The organism is Arthrobacter sp. 05T410, assembly GCF_056396505.1.
Genome location: NZ_JBFTLP010000017.1, coordinates 45,427 through 69,586, shown reverse-complemented (window position 1 = coordinate 69,586; position 24,160 = coordinate 45,427). Strand labels below are relative to the sequence as shown.

Here is a 24,160-nt window from a genome sequence, read left to right as displayed (position 1 = left end):
CAAGGATCCTTCACCGAGCGCTTACGGTGCGGCCGCAGGCCGGGCCTTGAGCAGTCGAGGGCGGAGGGATGTTCAACGGCTGGACCTGGGTCTATCCTGCAACGCATGGATAGACATGTGGTCGGGACCGACGGCTCTCTGTTTAAGTTCGGAGGCACGCGGCCCCTCCATGAAACGGCACAGTGGGTAACCGGTGCCGGGTTAGTCGGCGCCGGAGTCGTAGTTGCTGTCGTCGGGACGGCCTCGGGTTCCTACCTGTCCATGCCTCTGGGCATTGCGGGGGCAGTCCTAGGCGCCATCTTGCTCTTTTTGTATGCCGTCACGAAGAACAAGACGCGCAGAGCGCCCGTTTCCGCCCGTGCCGGAAGGCGTTGGACCAAGAGCTTAGGCAAGGAAAACGCGAACGAATCGATAGCATCTGAGCTTGCTCTCCTGGCAGAGCTCTATTCGCGTGGCACTCTAACCGCGGAAGAATTTGTTGCCGCGAAGCGACGCATCCTCGATAAATAAGCACACGCAAGGCGGCGTGACCGGCTCTGGAAAGGGATCGCTTATCGGGACGCCTCGAAGAGAATGAGCTCAGACCGACCGTCGTCCGCGGTCACTCCGCGAATCTCCGAGAATCGGGCGACCGGCCGGAAGCTGAGAGTCTCGTGCATCCGGATGGATGCCGTGTTGTGTTCGTTGGTGAAGTAGTAAGCGATCGAAGCCCGAGACCAGATCCATTCCAATCTCGCCTGGGTGAGGGTAGAACCGACTCCTCGCCGGCGGAAACCCGGAGCGACTACGACGCCCCCGAGATAGTGGCCTGCGGGAGCGCTGCCTTCGGGATTCGGGTGGAGATGCGTCTTGGCCACGCCGACGACCTCGCCTTGGGTGACAGCCACCAATACGACTCGGTCGATTCTGGGGGCGATCATCTCGCTGGTCCAGCGTGTTCGGTCGCTGGCATCACAGATCGCATTCACATGTCCCAGGTCATCCAGGGTGGATTCACGAATCTGCATGGACACAGCGTACTGGGCGAGCCGAACCGCTCCTTCGTTCCTGCCCGCATGCCGGTCCTCAAGCAATGGCAGCAGGGCTGCACACTTCAGTCTTCCAGGAGCACGGGATTCCGAGCCTGTGGATTCCCGTAAGAAACGCCCGGTTAAAGTGCCCTAATCGCTACGGTCAAAAACGACCCTTTATGCCTGTGTCGACATGGAAGTCCTGGACCCCTCCCAAAAATCGGTTTTCCCAGTGTTAGGCTGTGTCAGAACTCGACTACGAAATCTACGGGACGGCTGTTGGTCAAAACTCCGTGGGTGACGGTTTTTGAATGACGGAAGGAGAGTGCCTTGGCTACGTTGATGGGTTACGCCCGAGTGAGCACTACTGAGCAGTCGGTGGACTTGCAGCTGGATGCGTTGAACGCGGCCGGGTGCTTCCGGATCTGGACAGATTTCGCGTCCGGTGCGACGGCGGAACGGCCGCAGTGGCAGGACTGCCTGGACCACCTCCAGCCGGGGAACATCTTGGTGGTCAACGACTTATCCCGGCTCGGCAGAAACACGGCTGACCTGGCCGGCATCGTGAAGACGCTGGCCGACCGGCATATTGGCCTCCGGTCACTGACGGAGACCTGGCTGGACACCACTACGTCCCAGGGCGTGCTGATGTTCCACTTCTTCTCCGCCATCGCCGAGTACGAGCGGAACCGGCTGCGGGAACGGACCATGGCCGGCCTTGCAGCGGCGAAAGCCCGCGGCCGCGTCGGCGGCCGGCCGACCAAAATGACGCCGGACAAGGCAGCCACCGCGCACCGGATGCGTGGCGAGAGGCGGACGATCAGCGCCATCGCCAAGACCATCGAGGTCAGTGAAGCCACCGTGGTGCGTGAGCTCGCACGGCAGCGGAAGAGCCTGCAGGTACCCCAAGAGTAGGTGCGGCTGTTAATCCTCCGATGCCTTCGCTAGCGTGGAGGCAAACGGAGGGGGACGGCGCACATGGCACCGAGGAAATCTAAGAACCACATTGAGGGCCAGATGAGTCTGGAGTCCTTGTGGGCCGAACCGGAAGAGGTAGTCAATGAACGAGCACGGCAGACACGCCATGGAAACCATGAAGAATCACGACCCGGAGAGCTTCGCGCAGATAGCGGACCCCGAGACACACTTTTCGACTTTGGGGGAGGAGATCCAGCAGGCGATCTGGGACCTCAGCGAACAGCTGACACCAACCAGGGGATCGGAACCGCCGCTGGAGTACATCGGGTTGGCGAACATGGCCAAGCTCCGGGCACGCGAGATGGTGTACCAGGAGATGATCTACGCCAGCCTTCCCGCGGAGCCGGAGGAGATGGAGCCGACCTACGGGGTCCAGGAGGACGAGGAGAACTAGAGGCCGAACCTCAGCCTGAGCCGGCAGAGGTTGCGGTGGCCGGACGGTTCCGCCCTGCATCCCAGACTGACCTTGCCCCCTCGGGACAGAAAGCCCGCTTCGCAGCAAACGTAGAAGCAATCCGCATCGTCCGGGAGCTGGAGGACCAGCAGAGGCCGGCCACCGAGGCAGAACAGCGTTCCCTGGCGCGGTGGTCCAGCTGGGGAGCGGTGCCTCAGCTGTTCGACAAGGCCGAATGGGCGGCCGAGCGCGCCCAGCTGCAGGAAGTCCTGAGCGAGCGCGAGTATGCCGCAGCGTCGCGGACCACGACGAACGCGTATTACACCGACGCCGCCCTGGTAAGGGAAATCTGGTCCGCCGTCGACCGGCTCGGCTTCACCGGGGGAGAGGTGTTGGAACCCGGATCCGGCGCGGGAACGTTCATCGGGTTCGCCCCGGAAGGCGCCCGGATGACCGGCGTAGAGCTTGATCCGCTGACAGCCTCAATTTCCCGTGGCCTCTACCCCGACGCGACGATCCGCAGCGAGTCCTTCGCGGACACCCCGATCAAGACCAACTCCTTTGACCTCGCCGTCGGCAACGTCCCGTTCAGCAAGAACACGCTTTACGACAAGACCCACAACGCCGACTCCCGGCACTCCATGCACAACCACTTCATCCTCAAGAGCCTGGCCGCGGTGAAACCCGGCGGATACGTCGCCGTGCTGACCTCCAGCTTCACCATGGACGCAACCAACCCCACCTCGAGGCGGGAAATGAGCGCCATGGCGGATCTGGTGGGCGCCGTGCGCCTGCCCACCGGAGCCCACCGCCGCGCAGCGGGCACCGAAGCACTCACCGACCTGCTGCTGCTGCGCAAGCGCGAGCCGGGCCGGGAGCCTGCCAACACGGACTGGGAAACTGTCGGGCCCGTCATCATCGACGGCCGCGACGTGAAGATCAACAACTACTTTGACCTGAACCCACAAAACGTCCTCGGGCAGATCACAGTTGGGAACGGCATGTACGGCGAGGAAACCGTCAGCGTCAAAGCCGACGACCTCGCCGCAATCCCGCAGCTACTCGCCCAGCGGCTCGACGCCGTGGTGCAGGAAGCACTGGACCGCGGCCTGAACCACGCCCCTGCCGAGCCGGCCCCGGGGAAAACCCCAGCCGCGCTGCTGCCGGCCACCGGGCAGCAATGGGACGGCACCATCACCGCCCAACAAGACGGAACGTTCACCGTGGCCCGTGCAGGGGAACAGGTCCCGTTCCCTGTACCCAAAGCACACGCTGCGGAGCTGAGCGACCTGCTGGGAATGCGCGACGGAGCACGCGCCCTGTTGGAGATGGAAGCTTCCGACAGCGAAGACACCCCTGCGATGTCGGCTCAACGAACCGCCCTGGCTGACCAGTACACGGCATATGCCGCTAAATATGGACCGCTGAACCGTTTTACGGAATCTGTCCGCACGGATAAAGAAACGGGCGAGAACATCATCACCCGCCGTGCAGCACCCGCCGTGCGGATCCTGCGCCAGACGGACCCTTTCGGCACGCTGCCGCCGGCCCTGGAGAGGTTCAACGAGGAAACGCAGACCGCGACACCCGCGGCCCTGCTCCAGCACCGGCAGGTGGTGGCCCGCAAACCGCTCATGGGCGCGGACACCGTTGACGAAGCCCTCGCCATCGCCCTGGACACCTACGGGGCCCCCGAGCTGGAACAGATCGCGGACCTGCTGGGCGTCACGGAAGAGGAAGCCCGCGATCAGCTGGGCACGCTCGTGTTCGATGACCCGGAAACCGGCAAGCTCGTCACAGCACCGGAATACCTGTCCGGGAACGTCCGGACCAAGCTCGACGCCGCCCGCGCTGCGGCGGCCGAGGACGAACGCCTGAGCGTGAACGTCACCGCTCTGGAGGAAGTCCAGCCGCCGCGGGTCGGCATGGAAGACGTCGAGGCGCGAATCGGCGCGGTCTGGATCTCCCCCGAGGAACACCAACGCTTCGTCCAGGACATCCTGGCCGATCCCAACGCCAGCGTGACCAGCGTCGGCAGCGGCATCTGGCGGGTCAAAGCCAACCGGGGAACGGTCCGTTCCACGAACGAGTGGGGGACGGGCCGCCGGCCCGCCCCGGATCTGCTGCAAAGCATTCTGGAACAAAAGAGCATTCAGGTCGAGGACAAGAACGAGGACGGCAAACCCGTCGCCAACCTCGAAGAAACCGAAGCGGCCCAGGAAAAGGCCGAGGCCCTGCAGGAACGCTTCGCCGAGTGGGTTTGGGAAGACCCCGAACGCGCCAGCCGGCTCATTGACGAATACAACCGCCGCTTCAACTCCCTGGCCCTGCGCGACTACACCAAGGAGGGCGGCCGCCTGACCCTGCCGGGGCTGGCCAAGACCTTCACCCCGCACCCGCACCAGCGCACTGCCGTGGCACGCATCATCTCCGAACCGGCCGTGGGGCTCTTCCACGAAGTCGGGGCCGGCAAGACCGCCGAAATGGTGATGGGTGCAATGGAACTCAAACGCCTGGGCATGGCCTCCAAGCCCATGGTTGTCGTCCCGAACCACATGCTGGAGCAGTTCACCCGTGAGTGGCTGGAACTGTACCCGCAGGCCCGCCTGCTCTCGGCCGGCAGTGATGACATCAAGACCAACAGCGGAGACCTGACCGCGCGCCGGCAGTTCGTCGCCCGCGCCGCGGCGAACGACTGGGACGGCATCATCATGACCCAGCAAGCCTTCAAGAGCATCGGCGTGAAAGCCGAAACCATTGAGGCCTACCAGGAGTCGATCATCGCCGACGTCCGGCAGACCATCGTCAACGCCCAGGCCGAAGGCGAAGACCGGACCACGGTGAAGAAGCTTGAAACCAAGCTCCAGGCCGAAGAAGAGCGCATGAAGAAGCTCATGGACACCGCACCGGACCTTGGACTCACATTCGAGGACACCGGGGTGGACTACCTGTTCGTGGACGAAGCGCACGACTACAAGAACCTCCGCACTGTCACCAATATCAAGGGCGCAGAAATTGCCGGGTCCATCCGGGCCACCGACATGCACCTGAAGCTCGAATACCTGCGCAGCACCCACGGGGAACGCGTCGTCACGATGGCCACCGGCACACCGATTGCCAACTCCATCACTGAAGCCCACGTCATGCAGCGCTACCTGCGCCCGGACCTGCTCCAGGCCGCGGGGGTGGAGAACTTCGACGTCTGGGGGGCGACGTTCGGGGAAACCGTCACCGCCATCGAGATGGACGCCGGAGGACGGCTGAAGAACAAGCCGCGCTTCGCGAAGTTCAAGAACGTCCCAGAGATGCTGCGGTCCTTCCACGTCTTCGCCGACGTGAAGCTCTCCGAAGACCTGAATCTGAAAACCCCGGACCTCGCCCGCCGGCCCGGCGACGGGGAACGGCAGCCGGAACTGGTACTGATCCCGCAGCCGCCCGAACTGGCCGAATACATGAAGGGCCTCGCGGACCGCCTGGACTCCCTCTCTGGCTGGGCTGAGAAGGGCGCGGACAACGCCCTCAGTGTCTACAACGACGGACGCAAAGCCGCACTGGACCTGCGCATGGTCGGCATCGAACCCGAATCCGCGACCAAACTGGACCAGGTTGTCGCCAAGACCCTGAAAGTCTGGGAAGAGAACCGGGAGAACGAATACGAAACCAGCTTCGAATCCGGCACCATGTCGGCCAACAAGGGCGCCCTGCAGATCATCTTCTGTGACCTCAGCACGCCTTCGAAGAACACCGGACCCGACGGCAAACCGGTCTGGACGGCTTACCAGCAGATCAAGGACCAGCTCGTCGCCGGCGGCATCCAGGCGGAGCAGATCCGGTTCATCCAGGACTCGCCCAAGCCCGAGCAGAAAGCCCAGCTCTTCGCACAATGCCGCACCGGAGAAGTTGCCGTGCTGATCGGCTCCACCGCCATGATGGGAACCGGCACCAACGTCCAGCTCCGCGCCAAAGCGATCCACCACGTCACGTGTCCCTGGCGGCCGGCTGACCTGACCCAGCGCGACGGACGCATCATCCGCCAAGGCAACGCCAACGCGGAGGTCCACAACTTCCAGTACGCCACCGTCGGCAGCTACGACAGTGCCGCCTGGGACGGGATCCAGCGCAAGGCCACCATGATCCAGCAGGTTCTCCGCGGACGCCTCGACATCCGCGAGATCGAGGACGTTGGAGACCTTGCCCTCAACGCTGCACAGATCAAAGCAGCGACCAGCGGCAACCCACTGGTGATGGACAAGATTGAGGCCGACGCCGCCAGGACCAAACTCGAACGACTCAAACGCGCCCACGAGAAAGGACAGAGCACCCTCTCCTGGACCAGAGCCGCGGCCCAAACCAGCATCACCAAAGCCGAAAGCAAGCTGCCCGCATTGCAGGCGGCACTCCCGCGCATCACCCCGACCGCAGGGGAGGCCTTCAGCGCCACTATCGACGGCAAGAGCTACACCAAACGCCCGGAAGCCGTCGCGGCCATCTCTGAATGGGTCCGTACCCACACGCCGGAATACGGAAACTACTACCGCCAAAAACAGGACCACGGCACGATGGCCATCCTCGGCGGCCACGAGCTGCAGGTCCGTAACGCCGCCGACGACTCCCGGCTCGGCTCCTACCAGGACCTCGCAATCACCCTCAAAGACGTGCCCGCACCACCGCTCGTCTTTACCCGACTGGAGCTGCTGGAAGGAAGCGCCGGCATCATCACCCGGCTGGAGAACAAAGTGGCAGGCCTTCCTGACTACGAGGCCCAGTTGCGCCAAACCATCACGGAAAAACAGGCGGTGCTTTCCGACGTCGAGAGCCAGGCAGGGAAACCGTTCAAGTACGAGGACAAACTTGTCACCGCCCGTGCGAAGTGCGCGGAACTGGACGAAAAACTAAAAGCCTCCATCGAACCTCCAAAGCCAGCGCCGGAAACCGCGACCTCGGCCCCCGAGGCGGACGTGGATCCGGCAGTTGCGCGACTGCGCAGACTGCAAGCCGCAAGCTTCCCAACGGCTCCGAAGAGTACGCACCCGGCTCACACCCGCCCGTCGCCCCAAGGACGTACTGGAGCCGCCCCCGATCAATCGCGTGAGGGCGGGTTTGAGCGCTAAAGGCCGAGCAGCCGGCAGCGCTCAGGACATCAACATGTTCACCACCTCCGCGACGGCCGCGAGGGCGCGGAAGATGGGCGCGCCCTTTTCGTGGATCTTCGCCACCTCCATAAAGAGGTGGCATGCCGAATAGAACCTGAGAGCAAGAAAGTCGTTCATAAGGGTTACTGCGAACCGCAACCGGGAATACAGGGCGTACAGGAAAGGGATCATCTTGGTCTCTATGCGCCCAGCTGCCCGACGGCCGTTGTCGGGAGAACAAGCTGGGAAAGCAGGGCCGTGGACGAGGCGCTGGAGGAGGGGGAGGAAAGTATCCTGGGCGGCCACAGCCCGGTAATGGGATTGCTCCTACTGCGGCTCTATTCCGAGGTCTAAGTGGTGTGGAGGCTGACGCCGGATCCCAGGACGGACTCACGCATTCGGGCTGCATTGTCTGCATAAACCCCTAGATTTAGGGGTAAAAACCCTATTCATTCAGTTGAATGATTGTTAGAATTGAGGTAGCAAGTCAGCCAGTCGAACCTAACTAACGTGATACGAAACCGAGGACTGAAAATGACTCTCACCATCTACACCAAGCCCGCCGGATGCTTTGGCTGCGCTAAGACCAAGCAGAAATTCGCCGAGGCCGGGATCGACTTCCACGAGGTCGACGTCACCAGCAATCCGGCAGCTTTCGAGTACATCACCGAAGAGCTCGGCTACTCCCAGGTCCCCGTAGTCGTGTACGACAAGGACGGCACCGAGAACCACTGGTCCGGTCTGAACCCGGGGGGAATCGAGCAAATCATCGCCATCGAATCCGCCGTCCGCGAAGCATGGAGAACGGCCGGGGGAGAGTAATCAATGTCGGGCGATACCAGCATCACAGTGACCGGCAACCTTACCGCCGACCCCGAGCTGCGGTTCACCACAGCCGGCACGGCCGTCGCGAACTTCACCATCGCATCCACGCCCAGGGCGTTCGATAACGAGCGCAACGAATGGGTGGACGGGGAGACTCAGTTTCTGCCTGCGCATATCTGGCGGGGAGCGGCCGAGAACGCCGCAGGGTCCCTGGCCAAGGGCATGCGCGTGATCGCAACGGGTGAATTGAAGTCCCGCAGCTACGAGACAAGGACGGGGGAGAAGCGCACCGTGCTCGAACTCGAAGTCGAAGAGATTGGGCCGTCCCTGCGATACGCGGCAGCGGCCGTGCACGGCTCATCCCGCGCAGCCGCAGATGCAGCGGAAGAAGAACGCCGCAGTGAGGAAATCCACCCCGTTGATCACTTCAGCCTCAGCGCCCGCGGGTACACCGACGACGACCTGTGGTTTGGCATGGATGCCAACCCCGCCGGGCGCATCAGCACCCGCCCCCAGGACCCCGAACCGGCGTACTGACCACAGTCAGAGACAGCAGCTACGCTGACTCCAGGAATCGATGCACCGCGCCCTACGAGACACCAAGGAAACCGCTATGACGCATGAAGATGATCTCCGCAGTTGGGCAAAAGGCTCCTACACTTCCGAGGCCGGAACGGAGCTGCTGCTGTGCGCCTTCGGCGGCCGCTACGCAGCCGTCGGCAACCCCTGGGTCCATGCCAGCGGCATTACGCCCGAGGGCTACACCGAGAACGCGTGGATTGATTTCGAAGCCCTCGGAGAGCACGCCAACAACGGACCCTACTCCGGCGGGGAACGGCGATTCCTGCTGCTCGCGGCGTCCCTGGCGGAGAACGTGCCTGTCGTCCTGAGCGAAGTCGTTCCTGGCCTGGACCGGCAAAACCTTGATCTGGTTCTCGCCGCCATTGCCCACGCCGGCGGCAGCCACGAGCACTCCGATATCCGCGAGAATGACGACGGGAGCATGACGCTTCGTCGCGGTTACCTGGATAGCCTCCACCCGTGGCCACGGAGCCTTCGTGCCGTCTAAAAAGAGCGCTGCTTTCACTCCCTACTTCACGGAGGACGAGGCCGGCCGGGTCCGGGCTGCGTTTCTGGCTGTCGGGCCGTTGGAGGGTGATGTGAGCGTGTCGGACTTCATCGTTCGAGCGACGATGCGCGAAGTGAAACGACTCGAACGAAAGCACAACCAAGGCAGAAAGTGGGAGCCGGCGCCGGCCGGATCCCTCCGCCGCGGACAGCGCACCAGGGACGAGCTGCAACACCGGAACGAGGTGGATTGAGTATGCCGAAACGGACAGAGAATTTGAGCGAGGTACCTGCGCCGGCGGCGGGGACCGGGTTCCCCAGGATGCTGACTCTGGAGCAGGTTCAGGAGATTCTGAACGTCAAGAGTGCGCTGGTCTATTCGCTCGTGCGCAGCGGCGAGCTTCCCGCCGGGCAGTTCGGTGGACGGGGTGTGTGGCGGGTCCGGGAGAGCGATCTATCGGCCTACATCGAAGCTGCGTTCGCGAAGACCGCGGAGCGCATCGCTGCCGGTCAGATCAAGGATGATGACGTCACCGCGGAAGACTAAAGAGAACACGGATACGACGAAGGCCGGCACCTCGAAATGAAGTGGTCCCCGAAAGTTGGACTCGCTAACGTTTACGTTCAACTTTAACTGCCAACGATCGGCCCTGCAGAAGGCCCCGTCCCAATCGGACGGGGCCTTCCCGCATATGGCACTGCCTAAGGCCCTCGTTACCTGTACGCCTCGCCAGTCGTATGGAAGGATGACTGAAATAACCTCCGGGGGGATGGGGAATCAATGATGATCACGCGCAAGGACATGGCAGTCGTAGCCGCAATAGGGGTGGCTATCGGGCTTTCAAGCTGCGCGGGCAACTCGCAGCCTGTTGCTGCACCGCAGCAAACTACAACCACGCAGACCGCAGCCGCATTGCAGCACAGCGAATTCGCTTCCCTCGATAGTGCCCGTCAAGCAGTTGCCAGGGTAATCGGCTGCGATGACAAGCCCAGGACGGATCCCATCATCAATCCCGACCTTGCAGGTTTCACGGCTGAGTACGTAGTGTGCGCAAACCGCGTCCAGATTGCGTGGTTCAAGAACGAAGAGGCCAGAAATGCCGAGCACCAGCTACTCAGCGATTCGGCGCAGCCGCTGACCATTGTTGAGGGCGACAACTGGATGGTAGTGGACATGTCTGAAGCACTAAATGAGCCTCCTAGCGGCAAAGATTTGAGGGCACTGGCTCAAGAAATCGGCGGCAATTACAGATACGTGAGCGGGGTCGGACCTTCCTAATACAGGGAAGAACGGCCTGCTCTTCCGGTTCCTATGCGGCGAGGGCTTGAGCACGGTATTGCACTGGACTTAGACCGTTGAGCTTGGTAGAAATTCTTTCCGTGTTGTACCAGCGCATGTACTCGTGCAGTGCTGTTGCCAGCGCCTCGGTGTTGATGAATCGGACCCGGTGGAAGAGCTCTTCTTTGAGGTGGCCGAAGAAGTTCTCCATGACGGCGTTGTCGTAGCAGTTGGCTTTGCGGGACATCGATTGGACCGCGCCCGCGTTCTGCAGGAGCCTGCGCCAGGAGGTGTGCTGGTATTGAAATCCCTGGTCGGAGTGCACGAGCGGTTGCTGTCCATTCTCCAGGGTGGCCAGTGCGCGGCGCAGAGATGAGTTGGTCAATTCCAGGTTGGGCGAGGTTCCAATGGCGTAGGAGATGATTTGCCGGTCGAAGAGGTCCATGACCGGTGAGAGATAGAGCTTCCTGTCACCGACGCTGAACTCGGTCACATCGGTCACCCATTTCTCGTTCGGGGCATCCGCATGAAATTCCCGCTTCAACAGGTTCGGGGCCACGACGCCCTGCTCGCCTTGGTAAGAGTTGTAGCGCTTCTTCCGCCGAACCTTGCAGACCAGACGCAGTAAACGCATTAGCTTCAGCACGGTCTTCTTCGCGACCGTCCAGCCTTCTTTGACCAGCTCGATATGGATGCGGCGGTGCCCGTATCGGGCATGGCTCTTCTTGAAAATATCCGTGACCGCGGCCTTGAGGTCGGCTTTCGGGTCAGGGGCAAGAATCCGGGCCTGGTGGTAGAAGAATGTCGACCGGGGCAGCCCGGCGACGTCCAGAAGAAATTCCAACCGGTGTTCGGCCCTGAGAGCGATGACAGCGCGGACCTTTAGCGCTGTTCCTCGTCCCTCAAGGCGTTTACTTTTCCCAGAAAGGCCACCTCTGCCCGCAAGCGCTCGTTCTCGCGGCGAAGCCGCTGCAACTCCGATTCTGGCTGGGCCGGCGCCTTCGGAGGTGAGATCGGTCGGCCGGCTGGTTTCAGGCGCAATCCGTCTTCGCCTTCGTTGCGATATATCCGCGCCCACTTCTTGATCAGATCCGGTGACGAGAGCTCAAGCTCCTTCGCCAAAGCGACCTGGCTCTCTCCGGATAGGAACCGGCGGACCGCGTCGAGTTTGAACTCGAACGAGAACTTCCGCTTGGTTGATTTGGTCACCAGCGCCGTACCTCCGCGAACTCTCCACAAGCCATGGATGCGGATGACAGCCTTCGAGCGGACCCCTAGCCTCGTCGCAGCTGCCTTCGCACCCCAACCCAACTCGAACAACGCTACCGCGGCCTCGCGCTGTTCCTCAGATAACGAACTACTGTCCTGCATAAAACTGCTCCCCGTAAGTAAGGATTGATTTCTCAGTCCAACTTTCGGGGAGCAGTTCAAAAAGGTGCCGGCCTTCGTCGTAGCTGCCCACCGGAGCTGCTTGTGGTCTATGGCTGAAAAGAGCCAGCCGCAGCGTCCTGCGACGGCGGAGCGGCGTGTCTTGGTCCATGGGAAACTGGCCGCTGGTGACCGGGCAATGTCCAGGCTGTGCATGATCGCCGGACACGTTGGTGAGTGACGAGTCCCAAGGTTATCTGGCGGTTGTGTGCAGCCGGTCAGCCGGGTCCCGTCGTCCACATGTGTGTGGGAAAGGCAGCGGAGCGATTGGGCTTTTGCCGTGCCCATGAGGGCGAGGGGCAACGCTACTGGGCGCCGTGAGTTTCGTCCTCGGTAGTGGCCGCGGCGCTGTCGCCGGTGGCGCGGTTCGCGGCCTTACGGCGACGCCCTGCAGCGCCGGATTCGAGGCCCAGCTTCTTCAGCTCCTCCGGGCTCCATCCGTCTTTGGTGGCGCGCACGTACGCGCGCTTGTCTTCACGTTCTGCCTCGGCGAGCTGTTCCCGCAGGTCGGTGATCCGCTGACGGGTCTTGACCAGTTCGGTCACGGAATGGATGCGTGAGTTCAGGAGTGCTTTGGCCTGGTTACGGGTCTGTTCAATGTCGATGGTTGCCATGCGACCAGCCTAGCCCGCCGGTATGACGATTCCGGGCAGCGACTCTGCATGCCGGTGACGGCTGCTTTGCAGAACCACCGCCTAGGGAAAACCGACGGGCGGAAGGCGGCAGGGCGGAGCAAGCTATACATTTACACGGGTGTAAATGGCGTGTCGCTCACGCGCCTGCGGCGGTTTGCTTGGCACACTCGGTGGTGTGGTCCCCGGTTTCGGGGTCGCTGCGCTGGGCTTTGAAAGGGATGGGGGAGTGCTTGACTGAGCAGAATGAGTCCCGTCCGCGGCTGTCCAAGCGCCGCCGGGAGAACTCGCCGGCGGGGACGAAGAAGCGCCGCGAAGTGTGGGTGACCGCCGGGGAAGAGGCTGCGCTGGTTGCCCGGGCCGCCCGGGAGAAGGTTACGGTCCCGAACCTGCTGATCACCGCGGCCCTGTCCGAGACTGCTGAGACGCCGACGGAGCGCAGAGCGGCGATGGCGGAACTGATGGCCCTGCACACGCTCCTGGCGCGGGTGTCGAACAACGTGAACCAGATCGCCCGCCACGCGAACGCCGGCGACGAGTTCCCGCAGGACGCGAAGGCGGCGCTGGCCTATGTGCGTGAGGTTGCGATGCGGATTGACCGGACTATTGAGGGGCTGATGTAGCCGATGATTCCCAACATCACCCGCGGCTCCAGGATGTCCGGACTGCTGTTGTATCTGGCATCGACCGATGCGGACAAGACGAAGAACTCCCACACCGATCCGCACCTGGTGGCCGGGGATGCAGCGATCATGGCCTGGTACGACGACGGCGTCCTGGACCGCGATGACGCCGTCGCGATCGGGAAGCACCTGGACCAGCCCCGGAAGTCTTTTGGCGTCGAGATCTTGCAGAAGGATTTCCGCTGGGACGCGGTATCGAAGCGGCGGGTGGAGGACGGTCACAAACGGGCTGATGTCTGGCATTGCTCGCTTAGCCTCCGCGCCGAAGAGGGGCCGCTGACGGATCAGCAGTGGGGAGACATTGCCAACGACTTTGTCGACGCCATGGGCTTCACCGCAGCCAGCGGCAAGGCCCAGTGCAGGTGGGCGGCGATCAACCACGGCACGTCCGAGAACGGCAACCACCACATCCACATCGCGGTGTCCCTGGTTCGCGAGGACGGCACCAAAGCCACCACGCACGGCGACTACAAACGAGCACAGCAATCCTGCCGCGAGCTGGAGGTCAAGTACGGTCTGGAACAGCTCTCCACGGTGCATGCCACCCGTGGCTACGACCGGGCCGAGAAGGCCACCGCGATCCGGGACGACCGCGAAATGCACCGCTCATCCCTGGCACGGAAAGTACGGGCCAGCGCCAGCGCCTCCGCGTCCGAGGCGGAGTTCGTCCGCCGGGCCCGCGACACCGGCCTGCTCGTGCGGCCGCGCTATGCCAAGAACACCACCGACGTCATTGTTGGGTACTCCGTAGCCGAACGCCCCGCCCGGGGAGAACGTCCCATCTGGTTCGGCGGCGGAACCCTCGCCTCCGACCTGAAACTCGGTGCCCTCCGTGAAGAATGGCCCGACACCCCGCACGAGGCCACGGAAGCCGCAGCGGAATGGAACGCAGCCGCCCGGAACAAGCGCACGGTCTTAAGGACCGGCCCCGAGAACACAACACCACCGGCGGAAGCGTGGGTGGAATACACCCGCAACGCATCCGCCCTGGCGGATCAGCTGCGCACCATCCCGCGTGATGATCACGCGACCTGGGCGAAGGCAGCACGGGACGTATCCGGAGCGTTCGCGGCATGGTCCTACCGGCTCGAACCAACCCCCGGTCCGCTGGCGGCCACCGCCGCCGAACTGTCCCGCACCGCCCAGCTCCGCGCACCACGGCAGCACAGCAAACCTGTCGCTCTCCCGTCGATTGCGGGAACGGCCATGTTGTTCATGGCCGCATCGAGCAAGAACAAGACGGCCGCGCAAACGGCACTCATGGTGCAGCTGATCAACACCGCCTTCGCCGTGTATGAAATGCACGCCCAGTCCGGGCGGACCCGTGAGGCCCAACGCATCCGGTCGGTGGTCGAGGAGCGGCTGGCCCCGTTCACCGGGACCATGCCCAAGCCGGTTCCGGTGGGCGCCGGACAGCAGCCGGCCCCGACGGCCGGAGTGGCGCCGAGGGCGATTGATATCGCCCGGCGCGGCATGGTCCCCATCCGTCCCGGATCAGTACTGCCCACGACCCTCACACCGGCAACGCCTGCAAGGACCTACCAGCCCAGCCGGCGCGACGCTGGTCCGGGCCTCGACCGATAGACCACCACCCAAACTGCAAGGGGAACAGCATGAGTGAATCAGATGGAATGGATGACGCCCTGGACGGCGGTCTGCGGCAGTCGCTGATGATCGCCTCACGCATTGCCGAGACACTGGCACGCCAGCGCCAGGAGACCCAGCGCCAGATCGAACACCAGGACGCCCAGGCAGCGCACGAAGCCCGGGCACGTCTCGCCGCCGAAGGCAGCGCCGCCCACGCGGCACTGGCACCTGTGGAAAAGGCCCAATGGTGGGACAAAGCCCAGCCCAGCGACATCGCCACGGCACACGCCGTCGCGGAAGGCTGGAAGGATATTGATCCGGCCGCCCTCGCCGCATCCGAACGGATCCGGACCGAAGTCCAGCGCCGCTACGGCATCGACACCCGCGACGTCGGCAAGGATGCCGCGTACCTGGAATCGGGAATCGAAACCATCAGCGCTGAACAGGCACGCCGCGCCGCCGTCGCCGAGCACCGGAAAGGCATGGCACTCATCGCCGCGGCACAGGCCGAAGAGCTCCGCGCCAAGGCCCGGACGCTGGCCCCGGAAATGGAGCGGCATCAGGTGCCTCTCGAATACCTGAACAACCCCGCCCTGTCGGCGGCGCTGCAGAGCGCGCACGATGCGAAGACCCCGGCGGCCATCGAGGCCGCCGACACCGCGGTGAAGGAACGTCTGTACCTGATCGGCAAAGAGGGTATCAACGGTCCCACCATCGAGAAGCTGCGCGAAGAAACCACGGCGAACTTCACTGGGGCCGGCGAGGACCACTTCAACGACGCCAGGTTCGTGGATGCCGCCAAGGAATGGCACGACGCGAAGCTCCTTGCCGAGGGAGGATTCACGGGTTCCCGGGAGCAGCCGCTGGAACAACGCTACGAACGCACCGAAGCGGAACTGTTCGCGCGCATCGCCGAGCTCGGCCGCGAGCTGGAGGGCAGGGTCACCGCCGACGACAGCGAACGGCTGAAGGACCAGGGCGGGAAGGCCGAAACCAGCCCAGCCGCAGACTACGGTTCCGCTGACCATCACCGGGCGTTCGCCGCCTCCCTCTCCGGCACCGCCAGCGAGGAACGCGTCAAGGGACGCCTTGCCGCTGCCCGTAGCGAGGGCACGCACCCTAGCGCCGCACTCGTCAGCGGCAAAGATCCGGCGAGGGCGCGGAAAACAATCAGGGGCGAAGCAATGGGGGCCCGGAAAACCCGGAACGGCCCCAGCCGCTAGTGGCCCCCTGCTGCCGCGCCAGCAGCCGTGCCAGCCCGGTACCGGTCAAGAGGATCGAACCCAACTCGTGCCGGGGGCGGGCGGCAAAACCTGTGGCCATACACGATGGAAGGAGTCGCCCGCATGGAACACCCGGAGGAACCGGAACGCCGGCCTGATCCTGAGCTGGCGTCAGATGAGGCCGTTATCCGCGAAGCCCTGCAGCTGCTCCATGAACTCGATGACACCCCTCCCCAGCAGATGACGGCCTTGTTCTATCGGCACTGGTTCGAACAGCTGAGCATGACAACCCGTGACCTGCTCCGCGTCCTTGGCCATGACCCCGACGCCTGAGGTCAGACACGGTCACTCGGGTGGCCCTGCCGGTCAGCTGCGGGGGTGCCGTCCGCCCGCCCGGCGAGCCCCGCGACGTTCCTAATAGTCCAGAGTTCTCTGGACTATTAGGAACGTTCACGGGTCGAAACCGCCCCAGCGTCAATTGTCCAGAGAACTCTGGACAATTAGCTACAGCCTCGATCCGGCTCCTGTCGGGGGGAACAGTTAGGGTGGGGGCGTGCCCACAATTGAGCCTGACTTGCCCAGCAGCTATGCCGGAACCCTCGCATCCCTGAAGACACTGGTTGCTTCCGCCCAACTACGTGCACAGCAAGCGGCGAACAGCGCGATGGTCGAAATGTATTGGGCCATTGGAGCAACGATCCTGCAGCAACAGGCCCAGGAACCGTGGGGGACTAAAGTGCTGCAGCGCCTCGCGGCAGATTTAAAGACGTCCTTCCCGAACATGCGCGGTTTTTCCCGATCAAACCTCTTCTACATGCGGTCGTTCGCCGCTGCCTGGGACTTGTCACAGGCAGAAGTCCGCAGCAGAGTCGGTGTGCTCCCATGGAGACACATTGTCGAGCTGCTCAAGCTCAAGGACCCCGAGCTCCGCGACTGGTACGCCGAATCAGCTGTAGAACACAATTGGAAGCTTGAAGTCCTTGAGCATCAAATCGCCACAGGACTCCACCGACGCCTCGGGGCCGCTCCAAACAACCTCGAGGAACGTCTGCCCGGCGACGGGGCTGAACTGGCCAGGCATGTCGCCAAAGACCCCTTGGTACTCGATTTTCTCGGTCTGACGTCAGAGGCTCAGGAACTGGCCATCGAACAGGCCATGACACAGCGCATGTCCCAAACGCTGGCAGAGTTCGGCCGGGGGTTTGCTTTCTATGGCCGCCAGTATCACCTCGATGTAGAAGGCGAGAACTTCTACATCGACCTCCTCCTGGTACACGTACCCACCAACAGATTTGTGGTCGTGGAGATTAAGGCAGGAAAATTCAGGCCGGAACACCTGGGACAGCTCAACTTTTATGTCGCGGCCGTGAACAACCTAGTCAGGTTCCCGGGCATGGCCCCAACGGTGGGAATCCTTGTTTGCAGTTCAAAACACGAACCCACGGTCAGGTACGCACTGGACGGCTCATCCCAGCCTGTCGCCGTCAGCTCGTACACCTATGACTCCCTTCCGCCGGAGGAGCGAGCCGCGCTGCCATCCCCGGAGGCGATCACTGCGGCGCTCGAGCAAGGAACAGTGGCCGATTCCGGCGGGATGTAACCGCCCGGGTGGCCGACCGTCGTTAGCAGGGGCGGAGGCCTGCGAATTCGTGGTTTTGGAAGACGAGGGGATCTCTGGTGTTACCTCTGTTTAGTCCGAGGACACGGGCCAGGACGAAGTCGTGATCGCCTACCCTGGTGACGTTCTCGATCTGGCATTCCATGGATGCAACCGAACCAGAGACCAGCGGGGCACCGAACTCCCCTTGGGTCCAGAAGCGTCCGTCGAAGCGGTCTGCTTCTTTCTTGCCGACTTTGCGGCAGAACTGTGTCTGGGTTGAGGCCAGGGTGCTGATACCGAGCACCGTGGCTTTGTTCAGCTGTGGCCAGCTCGTGGATTCTTGGTGGACGAAGAAGCCGACAAGGCAGGGGTCCGCGGAAATGAAGACGAATGATCCGACGATCATGGCGGCGCGTTCACCGGTGAGTTCGGGCTGGCCGGCGACAACCGTGACGCTGGTGGGCACCTTGGACATGACGTCCCGGACCCGCTGGGAATCGATGGTGCTGAGCTGTTCAGTGACGATGGTCATGGCTGCCTCCTGCGGCTACCGGTGTTGCGCGGCGTAGTAAAGCTGTTCGGGGTCGATCCACACTTCGTACCCGTCGAGTTTGTCGATGAGCACACGGGACTCGACGCCTTCCGGCGAAAGCCAGAGCATTCTCGAGTCCGCGGTCGCAGCGTCGACCCGTGCGGTTCTGACGTAGGTGCCGTGGTGGCGGATTTCTACCGTTGTTGCCGGGAGGCGGAACCAGTCGTCGACCCGGAAGCAGCGCGCTGTTTGGGGTTTCAGGGCCCTGTGTTCGATGGGGCCAGACCCGGAAGCGGAGTGCGCTGTGGTTGGACTCATGGCGGTTCCTCGGTCGTGGGGTGGGATACGGTCTGTGGGGTCAGGTGCCACCGGCGGCGTAAACCTGGCCGGTGGCACCTGAGCTGTAGGCATGGTCTGGAAGGGCCGCCCTTTTGCCGTTTAGGCGACAGGTTGGGTTTCTGTAAGCGGGGCGGGTGTCTGTGCCTTCTTGCCGGCGTTGGTGAGAAGGCCTGCGGTGAATTCGGAGAGCCAGCCGAGGCCGGCGCCGGCGATCAGGGCCAGACAGGTCCCGGCCGCATCGAAGGTGGCGCCGAAGTACGCTGCACATCCGGCGAATGCTCCGGGGATGAAGCCCAGAACGGTCCAGCGTGCCTGGACGCACATCGCGAAGGCGGCGACGGCGACGGAGATGCCGAGCGCGCCCGGGATGGGGAGGTTCGCCGCTCCCCAGACGATGGCTGCGCCCCACAGCACCCCGGAGAGGTTGGCGGGGATGGTCTTGAGCAGCCCTGCGCGTTTGCCGCCGGCGGCGAAGAAGCAGGCCCAGGAGAGGAAGCCAACCCAGGTGATGAGGCCGAAGGGTGTGCTGAACTGGGTCCAGAGTCCGGCGAGGATACCGGCGGTGATTCCGATGGTGACGAGGGGCTTCATTGGTGTGTTCCTTAGGGTCAAAATGGCGTCATTGTCTTTTTGAAAGGAAAGCTGGGGGCCGTACGGGTTCTGCCACGTGCAAGAGCCGCCGAACGGGCGACCCGGTGGTGCGGGGGATGAGTTTGAGTACGGCCCCGGCCGGAGGCCGGGGCCGTAGCGGGCTGGTTAGAGGTGGGTCAGTGCGAGATCGGGTGCGGTTTCCGGGGTGGCCGGGCTGTGTTCGGCCGGTTCGCGGTGGAATTCTCCGTTTTTCATCACGGCGGTGATCTTGGTGATGTCCTGCAGGATGGTGATGTCTTCGAGCGGGTTGCCGTCGACCAGGATCAGGTCGGCGTAGAAGCCGGGCAGGACCTTGCCGAGTTCGTTGGGTTTCTGGAAGAGTTCCCCGCCGAGGGCGGTGGCGGCGATGATGGCTTCCATTTCGGTGTAGCCGAAGAGCTTGACGAAGTGGTCCAGGTCGCGGGCGTAGGTGCCGCGGGGTGTCCAGGCGAAGCCGTAGTCTCCGCCGGGGAGGACGCGGATGCCGCGGCGGCGCATTTCCTGGATGGCTTTGCAGGCGATTTCGAGTTCGCGGGCGTAGCCGGCTTTTTCGGCGGCTTCGTGGGAGTAGCCGAAGGCGGCGGCGTCGTTGAGGGTGGCGACGATCCAGTTGATGGCCGGGGCGACGAAGACGCGGTCTTTGGCGGCTTCGAGCATGTCCATGCCTTCGTCGTCGATGTAGGAGGCGTGGTAGATCATGTCCACGCCGGTCTTCAGGGAGATGATGACGGAGTCGCGGCTGCGGGCGTGGGTGCAGACGCGGACGTGGCGGCGGTGTGCCTCGTCGACGGCGACCTGGAGTTCTTCTTCGGTGATGTAGGTGTCGGTGGCTGCCTTGGAGCCGGTGATTTCCTCACCGGAGATGCTGAGTTTGATCTGGTCCACGCCCAGGCCGATGGTTTCGCGGACGACCTTGCGCATTTCCTCGACGCCGTCGGCGATCTGGGTGATGCCGGGGACGAGGTCGCCGGCGGTGGTGGCGATTTCCTGGCCGTTGGCCAGGTAGCGGGGGCCCGGGATGTCTCCAGCGTTGATGGCGTTGCGGACCACGACGTCGAGGCGCTTCTTGGCGCTGGCTGCACCGAAGCACATGGTGTAGCCGTAGTCGATGTAGGTTTTGGCGGACTGCACGGTGTGGAGCAGGTGTTCTTCGACCTGCATGGTTTCCAGGCCGTTGAGGTCTCCGTCGTTCCAGGTGAAGTGGGTGTGTGCATCGCACAGGCCCGACATCAGGGTCTGGCCGCGGCCGTCGATGACCTTGACGCCCTCGCGGGGAAGGTTCCCGGAGCCGGCGCGGACGTCGGTGATGCGCTCATCGGCGATCAGCACTTCGCCCAGGAAGGGCTGGGCTCCGGTGCTGTCGAGGATGTTGACGTTGGTGAAGAGGGTTTTCGACATGACTTCGTTGTCCTTATCTTGAGATGGAGGCGGTGGAGCGGTTGTTAGGGGGCTTTGCGGATCTGCATGGTGATGCTCTGCTGGCGGCGGGATTGGCAGCCCGGGCTGGCGTTGCTGCACGCGCAGGTGTTCTTTGTCGACGGCGTGAGGGTTGTGCTGGTGAGGAAGTCGAGGACGGCGGCGGTGACGAAGTCGGGCGCCTCGGGTACTGTCCAGTGGCCGGTTCCTGGTGCGACCAGGAGTTCGGCGCCGCCCAGTTCTGCGGCCATAGTCTCGTTGGAGGCCGGGGTGCTGACTTTGTCCTCGCTGCCGGTGAGGAGCAAGACCTTGGACTGGATGGTGGTCAGGTCCGGGTTTTTCGCGGCGGCGAGGGCTTCGCAGGCCTGGGCGTAGGCTTCCGGGTCCTGGCCGAGGAGCAGTTCGCGGACGAAGGGCCGGACGAGCGGGTTCCCGATTGCTGCGTGGTCGGCGGTGGCGGCGTGGGCGACGGTGTCGGCTACGGCCGCCATGCCCTTCTCCCGTACAAGGGAGGCTCGGGCCCGGGTTGCGTCCTTCGCGGCCTGGGTCTGTTCGCGGACCGGGCCGAGCAGGACGACTTCCTGGACCAGGTCCGGGCGTGTCGATGCCAGCTGCTGGACGATGAGGGTTCCCATCGAGTGCCCGACGAGGTGCGCTCGTCCGGTGGCGGTCTGGGATTCGATGACCAGGGCCAGTTCGGCGGTTAGGGATTCGAGGGTCAGTTCGCTCGCCAGGGGTGAGCGTCCGTGTCCGGTGAAGTCGTAGCGGGTGACCCGGAACCGTTCGGCCAGTGAGGCGACGAGGGGTTCGTAGAAGCTGGTGGTGCCGCCGAGCCCGTGGACCAGGACGACGTCGGGCCCGGCGCCGGTGGTTTCGACGAAGAGCTGCTTCGTGCCGACGGCTGTCAGGCCGGGGGCGATGGTTGCGGTGCTCATCGTCCTTCTCCGATCCGGTTGCTCAGGGTGCCGAGTTTGCTGATGCTGATTTCGACGACGTCTCCGGTGGTCAGGAACCGGGGCGGGGTGAAGCCGATGCCCACTCCGACGGGGGTGCCGGTGGCGATGATGTCGCCGGGCTGGAGGGTGATGCCGGCGCTGATGGTTTCGATGATGGTGGGGATGTCGAAGATCAGGTCCGCCGTGGTTGCCTTCTGCCGGGTTTCGCCGTTGACGGTGCAGAGCAGGTCCAGCGGTCCGTCGCCGACCTCGTCGCGGGTGACGGCCCAGGGACCCATCGGCGCGTGCGTGTCCAGGCTCTTGCCGAGGAACCACTGCTTGTGGTCTTTCTGCAGGTCGCGGGCGGTGACGTCGTTGATGATCGTGTAGCCCCAGACGTGGTCCAGCGCATCGGCCTTGCTGATGCCGCGGCCTCTCTTGCCGATGATGACCCCGAGTTCGGCTTCGTAGTCGAGTTCGGAGGTGACTCCGGCGTGGGGGTCGATGTCGGCGCCGGTGCCGATAACGGTGGAGGGTGCCTTGGTGAACACGACCGGGTATTCCGGCTGCGCGTTGGCGCTGGCCGTGGCGTCGTACCCGGAGTTCGCGAATTCCTTGGCGTGTTCGACGTAGTTGCGGCCCACGCAGAAGATGTTGCGGCGGGGGAGCGGGATCGGGGCGAGCAGTTCCACGTCAGTGATGTTGATGGCCGGGCCGGTGGCGGCGGTGATCTGCGCCGCGGCCTCGTCCCAGTTGTCGATGAGTGACAGCAGATCCTGCGAGCCGGCAACGGCTGTCACGGTCGAGGCGTCTTCGCTGAGGACGCCGGTCTGTTCGGTGCCTTGGTTGCGGAAAGTGATGAGCTTCAAAGTGATCTCCCTTGATCGATTATCGATAATTGATAGGAACGACGATACCTGAGGGTGATCGGCATCACAAGAGGAAGTTTCAGAAAGCTATCCACGGCATCCCGTGGACCCCGCCGACAGGCTCGAGGGAGGCGCTATTCCTGGGGAAGGATGGAGTACTCGTGCTGGTGCTCGATGACGAGCTGGGTGCAGAGGTCTGGTGTGCCGTTCTCGAAGGCCTCCAGGATCGGGACGTGGGCTTCGGCGGCGGCGTGTAGGTCTACGTGGCCGCGGACGACGGTGGCCATGGTCCGGGCCTGGACATGGAGGGAGTCCCAGATCTCCAGCATGAGCCGGTTTCCGGTGGCGGCGACGACGGCGCGGTGGAAGGCCGTGCTGTACTTCGCGATGCCGTGGGCATCGTTCGTTGCCGCGGCCTCGCGCATGCCGGCCAACGCCTCGCGCAGCGGCGAAGGGTCAGTATGCAAGGTGGGATACGCGGCCGCGGCGGCAGTCCCCTCCAGCGCGAGGCGGACGAAATAGACCTCCGCGAGGTCATCTTGGGAAGCAGACCGGACAAAGCTTCCGCGGCGGGGGATGTTTTCTACCAGCCTGGTCGAGGACAGTTCCCGCAGGGCTTCGCGGACCGGTGCCTGGCTGACGCCGAACTCCTTGGCGAGTTGGAGCTCCACGAGTCGCATCCCGGGAGGATAAGTGCCGTCAACAACCCGGTCCACGATGGTCCGCTTGACCTTCTCCGAAAGGCTCTCGTTCTCAAAAGCTGCTGACCCCGCCATGTTCCCAGTCTTCCACACGGATTATGGATACTCGATAATCGCTAGGTGGTCGGAGAGTCATCCTGTAGGCATAGTTGGCGGGTGCTCGATCCCCGCCCCACGGACGCAGGTTGTGGGACTCGCCCAGCTTTGGCTAGACGGCCATTGGCTGCATATCGGCAGTCTCTGCCGGTGCGGGAGTGAGACCCCAGGCTGCTTAGTGCGGCCAACGGGCTACGTCGTCATCGAAGTGAAGACGGGAAAATTCCAGCCCGAATACGCCGGCAAGCTCAACTTCTACGTAGCGACACCCTTCGGCGCGGCCACCACAACGAAACCATCGGCATCCTCATCTGGCACCAAGAATGACCGCAGCGTCCGGTACAGCCTGGGACGATCCACCTCACCCATGGCCGTCGCCGCCTACACCTACGACAAGCTCCCGGCTTCCGAACAACAGGCTCTCCCCAAACGAGGGGCACCTTGTAGCGGCCTTGGAATGGACAGAACCAGACTCTGACAACGAAGACAGCCAATAACCCGCCCACATTGGGAAACTCACACAGCCACGGCGTGCTGACTCCGCCAAAGCAACATCAGGAATAGTCCAAAGCTCTTTGGACAATTAGGCCGGCGCCTACACTACGAGGTCTTTCCCGATCGCCAACCGCGCCACCGCGGAAATGAATCCTGGGCCCGTGATTCCAGCCCCGGCCAAAGTCCAGAATCCCGGTTTTGGGGCCAGACGGTCAGAGCGGGTTTCCTCCGGAGCGCGGCAGGCGCCCCGCTGAGGCATCGAAACGGTTGCGAAGCGGATTCTCTGAGTATGATCTGGCTCAGGTCGG

At 63.4% G+C, this 24,160-nt stretch carries 28 protein-coding genes; 16 read left to right on the top strand and 12 right to left on the bottom strand.

The annotated features are described in order from the left end of the window. Positions 1-105 precede the first annotated feature (105 nt). Positions 106-510: an SHOCT domain-containing protein gene (locus AC1DFR_RS17395; RefSeq protein WP_476874005.1), complete on the top strand. Its 405-nt coding sequence runs from the start codon at positions 106-108 to the stop codon at positions 508-510. A 41-nt stretch (positions 511-551) separates the two neighbouring features. On the opposite strand, the gene AC1DFR_RS17390 is transcribed toward AC1DFR_RS17395, so the two are convergent. Continuing rightward, positions 552-1,007, bottom strand: coding sequence for an N-acetyltransferase family protein (locus tag AC1DFR_RS17390; RefSeq protein WP_476874004.1), 456 nt, complete (start codon positions 1,005-1,007; stop codon positions 552-554). A gap of 333 nt (positions 1,008-1,340) precedes the next feature. On the opposite strand from AC1DFR_RS17390, the gene AC1DFR_RS17385 reads away from it, so the two are divergent. The 3 genes from AC1DFR_RS17385 to AC1DFR_RS17375 all read left to right on the top strand — a co-directional run bounded on the left by AC1DFR_RS17385 (position 1,341) and on the right by AC1DFR_RS17375 (position 7,493). Further along, entirely contained in the window at positions 1,341-1,925 is a 585-nt protein-coding gene (locus AC1DFR_RS17385; protein ID WP_476874003.1) for a recombinase family protein, read from the top strand. Between the two features lie 178 nt (positions 1,926-2,103). After that, a complete protein-coding gene (locus AC1DFR_RS17380) occupies positions 2,104-2,382 on the top strand; it encodes a hypothetical protein (protein ID WP_476874002.1) in 279 nt (92 codons plus the stop codon). Between the two features lie 35 nt (positions 2,383-2,417). Next, the gene (locus AC1DFR_RS17375; RefSeq protein WP_476874001.1) at positions 2,418-7,493 is read left to right on the top strand and encodes a helicase-related protein; all 5,076 of its coding nucleotides are present in this window, start codon (positions 2,418-2,420) and stop codon (positions 7,491-7,493) included. A 21-nt stretch (positions 7,494-7,514) separates the two neighbouring features. Here the strand turns inward: AC1DFR_RS17375 and AC1DFR_RS17370 are convergent, their stop codons facing one another. Next, positions 7,515-7,652 carry a hypothetical protein gene (locus AC1DFR_RS17370; protein ID WP_476874000.1) on the bottom strand — a complete coding sequence of 46 codons (138 nt, stop codon included), beginning with the start codon at positions 7,650-7,652 and terminating at the stop codon, positions 7,515-7,517. 396 nt (positions 7,653-8,048) lie between these two features. On the opposite strand from AC1DFR_RS17370, the gene AC1DFR_RS17365 reads away from it, so the two are divergent. The 6 genes from AC1DFR_RS17365 (at position 8,049) to AC1DFR_RS17340 (ending at position 10,686) form a co-directional block, all read left to right on the top strand. Further along, positions 8,049-8,336, top strand: coding sequence for a glutaredoxin family protein (locus AC1DFR_RS17365; RefSeq protein ID WP_476873999.1), 288 nt, complete (start codon positions 8,049-8,051; stop codon positions 8,334-8,336). A 3-nt stretch (positions 8,337-8,339) separates the two neighbouring features. Next, the gene (locus tag AC1DFR_RS17360) at positions 8,340-8,876 is read left to right on the top strand and encodes a single-stranded DNA-binding protein (RefSeq protein WP_476873998.1); all 537 of its coding nucleotides are present in this window, start codon (positions 8,340-8,342) and stop codon (positions 8,874-8,876) included. Between the two features lie 76 nt (positions 8,877-8,952). After that, on the top strand, positions 8,953-9,408 hold the full coding sequence (locus tag AC1DFR_RS17355) for a hypothetical protein (RefSeq protein WP_476873997.1): 456 nt from the start codon (positions 8,953-8,955) through the stop codon (positions 9,406-9,408). Then, positions 9,398-9,661, top strand: a complete 264-nt coding sequence (locus AC1DFR_RS17350) for a ParB family protein (protein ID WP_476873996.1) — start codon at positions 9,398-9,400, stop codon at positions 9,659-9,661. Before AC1DFR_RS17355 ends, AC1DFR_RS17350 begins: the two co-directional genes overlap by 11 nt. A gap of 68 nt (positions 9,662-9,729) precedes the next feature. Continuing rightward, a complete protein-coding gene (locus AC1DFR_RS17345; RefSeq protein ID WP_476873995.1) occupies positions 9,730-9,954 on the top strand; it encodes a helix-turn-helix domain-containing protein in 225 nt (74 codons plus the stop codon). 234 nt (positions 9,955-10,188) lie between these two features. Then, positions 10,189-10,686 (top strand): hypothetical protein, encoded by a 498-nt coding sequence (locus AC1DFR_RS17340; RefSeq protein WP_476873994.1) that lies wholly within the window; start codon positions 10,189-10,191, stop codon positions 10,684-10,686. 31 nt (positions 10,687-10,717) lie between these two features. Here AC1DFR_RS17340 and AC1DFR_RS17335 read toward each other — a convergent pair whose 3' ends face one another. The 3 genes from AC1DFR_RS17335 to AC1DFR_RS17325 form a co-directional block, all read right to left on the bottom strand. Further along, entirely contained in the window at positions 10,718-11,530 is an 813-nt protein-coding gene (locus AC1DFR_RS17335; RefSeq protein WP_476873993.1) for an IS3 family transposase, read from the bottom strand. Positions 11,531-11,568: 38 nt separating this feature from the next. Further along, positions 11,569-11,895, bottom strand: a complete 327-nt coding sequence (locus tag AC1DFR_RS17330; protein ID WP_476873992.1) for a helix-turn-helix domain-containing protein — start codon at positions 11,893-11,895, stop codon at positions 11,569-11,571. Between the two features lie 524 nt (positions 11,896-12,419). Then, entirely contained in the window at positions 12,420-12,728 is a 309-nt protein-coding gene (locus AC1DFR_RS17325; RefSeq protein WP_476873991.1) for a hypothetical protein, read from the bottom strand. 251 nt (positions 12,729-12,979) lie between these two features. Here AC1DFR_RS17325 and AC1DFR_RS17320 point away from each other — a divergent pair, with 251 nt between their 5' ends. From AC1DFR_RS17320 to AC1DFR_RS17300, 5 genes are all read left to right on the top strand, one after another. Then, the gene (locus AC1DFR_RS17320) at positions 12,980-13,369 is read left to right on the top strand and encodes a MobC family plasmid mobilization relaxosome protein (protein ID WP_476856370.1); all 390 of its coding nucleotides are present in this window, start codon (positions 12,980-12,982) and stop codon (positions 13,367-13,369) included. A 3-nt stretch (positions 13,370-13,372) separates the two neighbouring features. Continuing rightward, positions 13,373-15,013, top strand: coding sequence for a relaxase/mobilization nuclease domain-containing protein (locus tag AC1DFR_RS17315; protein WP_476856371.1), 1,641 nt, complete (start codon positions 13,373-13,375; stop codon positions 15,011-15,013). Positions 15,014-15,042: 29 nt separating this feature from the next. Next, positions 15,043-16,239 (top strand): hypothetical protein, encoded by a 1,197-nt coding sequence (locus AC1DFR_RS17310; protein WP_476856372.1) that lies wholly within the window; start codon positions 15,043-15,045, stop codon positions 16,237-16,239. A gap of 123 nt (positions 16,240-16,362) precedes the next feature. Next, the gene (locus AC1DFR_RS17305; RefSeq protein WP_476873990.1) at positions 16,363-16,572 is read left to right on the top strand and encodes a hypothetical protein; all 210 of its coding nucleotides are present in this window, start codon (positions 16,363-16,365) and stop codon (positions 16,570-16,572) included. 220 nt (positions 16,573-16,792) lie between these two features. Further along, positions 16,793-17,839: a PDDEXK nuclease domain-containing protein gene (locus AC1DFR_RS17300; protein ID WP_476856374.1), complete on the top strand. Its 1,047-nt coding sequence runs from the start codon at positions 16,793-16,795 to the stop codon at positions 17,837-17,839. Positions 17,840-17,861: 22 nt separating this feature from the next. Here the strand turns inward: AC1DFR_RS17300 and AC1DFR_RS17295 are convergent, their stop codons facing one another. The 7 genes from AC1DFR_RS17295 to AC1DFR_RS17265 all read right to left on the bottom strand — a co-directional run bounded on the left by AC1DFR_RS17295 (position 17,862) and on the right by AC1DFR_RS17265 (position 23,336). Beyond that, positions 17,862-18,371 (bottom strand): flavin reductase family protein, encoded by a 510-nt coding sequence (locus AC1DFR_RS17295; RefSeq protein WP_476856375.1) that lies wholly within the window; start codon positions 18,369-18,371, stop codon positions 17,862-17,864. A 15-nt stretch (positions 18,372-18,386) separates the two neighbouring features. Beyond that, complete coding sequence (locus AC1DFR_RS17290) at positions 18,387-18,689, bottom strand: hypothetical protein (RefSeq protein WP_476856376.1); 303 nt, start codon at positions 18,687-18,689, stop codon at positions 18,387-18,389. Between the two features lie 120 nt (positions 18,690-18,809). Then, the gene (locus tag AC1DFR_RS17285) at positions 18,810-19,301 is read right to left on the bottom strand and encodes a DUF1097 domain-containing protein (protein ID WP_476873989.1); all 492 of its coding nucleotides are present in this window, start codon (positions 19,299-19,301) and stop codon (positions 18,810-18,812) included. Positions 19,302-19,466: 165 nt separating this feature from the next. Continuing rightward, a complete protein-coding gene (locus AC1DFR_RS17280; protein ID WP_476856378.1) occupies positions 19,467-20,738 on the bottom strand; it encodes a metal-dependent hydrolase family protein in 1,272 nt (423 codons plus the stop codon). Between the two features lie 44 nt (positions 20,739-20,782). Further along, complete coding sequence (locus AC1DFR_RS17275) at positions 20,783-21,691, bottom strand: alpha/beta fold hydrolase (protein ID WP_476856379.1); 909 nt, start codon at positions 21,689-21,691, stop codon at positions 20,783-20,785. After that, positions 21,688-22,560, bottom strand: a complete 873-nt coding sequence (locus AC1DFR_RS17270; protein ID WP_476856380.1) for a fumarylacetoacetate hydrolase family protein — start codon at positions 22,558-22,560, stop codon at positions 21,688-21,690. Before AC1DFR_RS17270 ends, AC1DFR_RS17275 begins: the two co-directional genes overlap by 4 nt. A gap of 134 nt (positions 22,561-22,694) precedes the next feature. Continuing rightward, complete coding sequence (locus tag AC1DFR_RS17265) at positions 22,695-23,336, bottom strand: GntR family transcriptional regulator (protein WP_476856381.1); 642 nt, start codon at positions 23,334-23,336, stop codon at positions 22,695-22,697. A 199-nt stretch (positions 23,337-23,535) separates the two neighbouring features. Here AC1DFR_RS17265 and AC1DFR_RS17260 point away from each other — a divergent pair, with 199 nt between their 5' ends. After that, positions 23,536-23,835 carry a PDDEXK nuclease domain-containing protein gene (locus AC1DFR_RS17260; RefSeq protein ID WP_476856382.1) on the top strand — a complete coding sequence of 100 codons (300 nt, stop codon included), beginning with the start codon at positions 23,536-23,538 and terminating at the stop codon, positions 23,833-23,835. Positions 23,836-24,160 lie beyond the last annotated feature (325 nt).

What these genes read in the sequence shown, in the direction of transcription:
- AC1DFR_RS17395 (WP_476874005.1), top strand. Translation starts at nt 106, where the DNA reads ATGGATAGACATGTGGTCGGGACCGACGGCTCTCTGTTTAAGTTCGGA.
- AC1DFR_RS17390 (WP_476874004.1), bottom strand. Translation starts at nt 1,007, where the DNA reads ATGCAGATTCGTGAATCCACCCTGGATGACCTGGGACATGTGAATGCG.
- AC1DFR_RS17380 (WP_476874002.1), top strand. Translation starts at nt 2,104, where the DNA reads ATGAAGAATCACGACCCGGAGAGCTTCGCGCAGATAGCGGACCCCGAG.
- AC1DFR_RS17370 (WP_476874000.1), bottom strand. Translation starts at nt 7,652, where the DNA reads ATGAACGACTTTCTTGCTCTCAGGTTCTATTCGGCATGCCACCTCTTT.
- AC1DFR_RS17365 (WP_476873999.1), top strand. Translation starts at nt 8,049, where the DNA reads ATGACTCTCACCATCTACACCAAGCCCGCCGGATGCTTTGGCTGCGCT.
- AC1DFR_RS17360 (WP_476873998.1), top strand. Translation starts at nt 8,340, where the DNA reads ATGTCGGGCGATACCAGCATCACAGTGACCGGCAACCTTACCGCCGAC.
- AC1DFR_RS17355 (WP_476873997.1), top strand. Translation starts at nt 8,953, where the DNA reads ATGACGCATGAAGATGATCTCCGCAGTTGGGCAAAAGGCTCCTACACT.
- AC1DFR_RS17345 (WP_476873995.1), top strand. Translation starts at nt 9,730, where the DNA reads ATGCTGACTCTGGAGCAGGTTCAGGAGATTCTGAACGTCAAGAGTGCG.
- AC1DFR_RS17340 (WP_476873994.1), top strand. Translation starts at nt 10,189, where the DNA reads ATGATGATCACGCGCAAGGACATGGCAGTCGTAGCCGCAATAGGGGTG.
- AC1DFR_RS17325 (WP_476873991.1), bottom strand. Translation starts at nt 12,728, where the DNA reads ATGGCAACCATCGACATTGAACAGACCCGTAACCAGGCCAAAGCACTC.
- AC1DFR_RS17315 (WP_476856371.1), top strand. Translation starts at nt 13,373, where the DNA reads ATGATTCCCAACATCACCCGCGGCTCCAGGATGTCCGGACTGCTGTTG.
- AC1DFR_RS17310 (WP_476856372.1), top strand. Translation starts at nt 15,043, where the DNA reads ATGAGTGAATCAGATGGAATGGATGACGCCCTGGACGGCGGTCTGCGG.
- AC1DFR_RS17305 (WP_476873990.1), top strand. Translation starts at nt 16,363, where the DNA reads ATGGAACACCCGGAGGAACCGGAACGCCGGCCTGATCCTGAGCTGGCG.
- AC1DFR_RS17295 (WP_476856375.1), bottom strand. Translation starts at nt 18,371, where the DNA reads ATGACCATCGTCACTGAACAGCTCAGCACCATCGATTCCCAGCGGGTC.
- AC1DFR_RS17290 (WP_476856376.1), bottom strand. Translation starts at nt 18,689, where the DNA reads ATGAGTCCAACCACAGCGCACTCCGCTTCCGGGTCTGGCCCCATCGAA.
- AC1DFR_RS17285 (WP_476873989.1), bottom strand. Translation starts at nt 19,301, where the DNA reads ATGAAGCCCCTCGTCACCATCGGAATCACCGCCGGTATCCTCGCCGGA.
- AC1DFR_RS17280 (WP_476856378.1), bottom strand. Translation starts at nt 20,738, where the DNA reads ATGTCGAAAACCCTCTTCACCAACGTCAACATCCTCGACAGCACCGGA.
- AC1DFR_RS17275 (WP_476856379.1), bottom strand. Translation starts at nt 21,691, where the DNA reads ATGAGCACCGCAACCATCGCCCCCGGCCTGACAGCCGTCGGCACGAAG.
- AC1DFR_RS17265 (WP_476856381.1), bottom strand. Translation starts at nt 23,336, where the DNA reads ATGGCGGGGTCAGCAGCTTTTGAGAACGAGAGCCTTTCGGAGAAGGTC.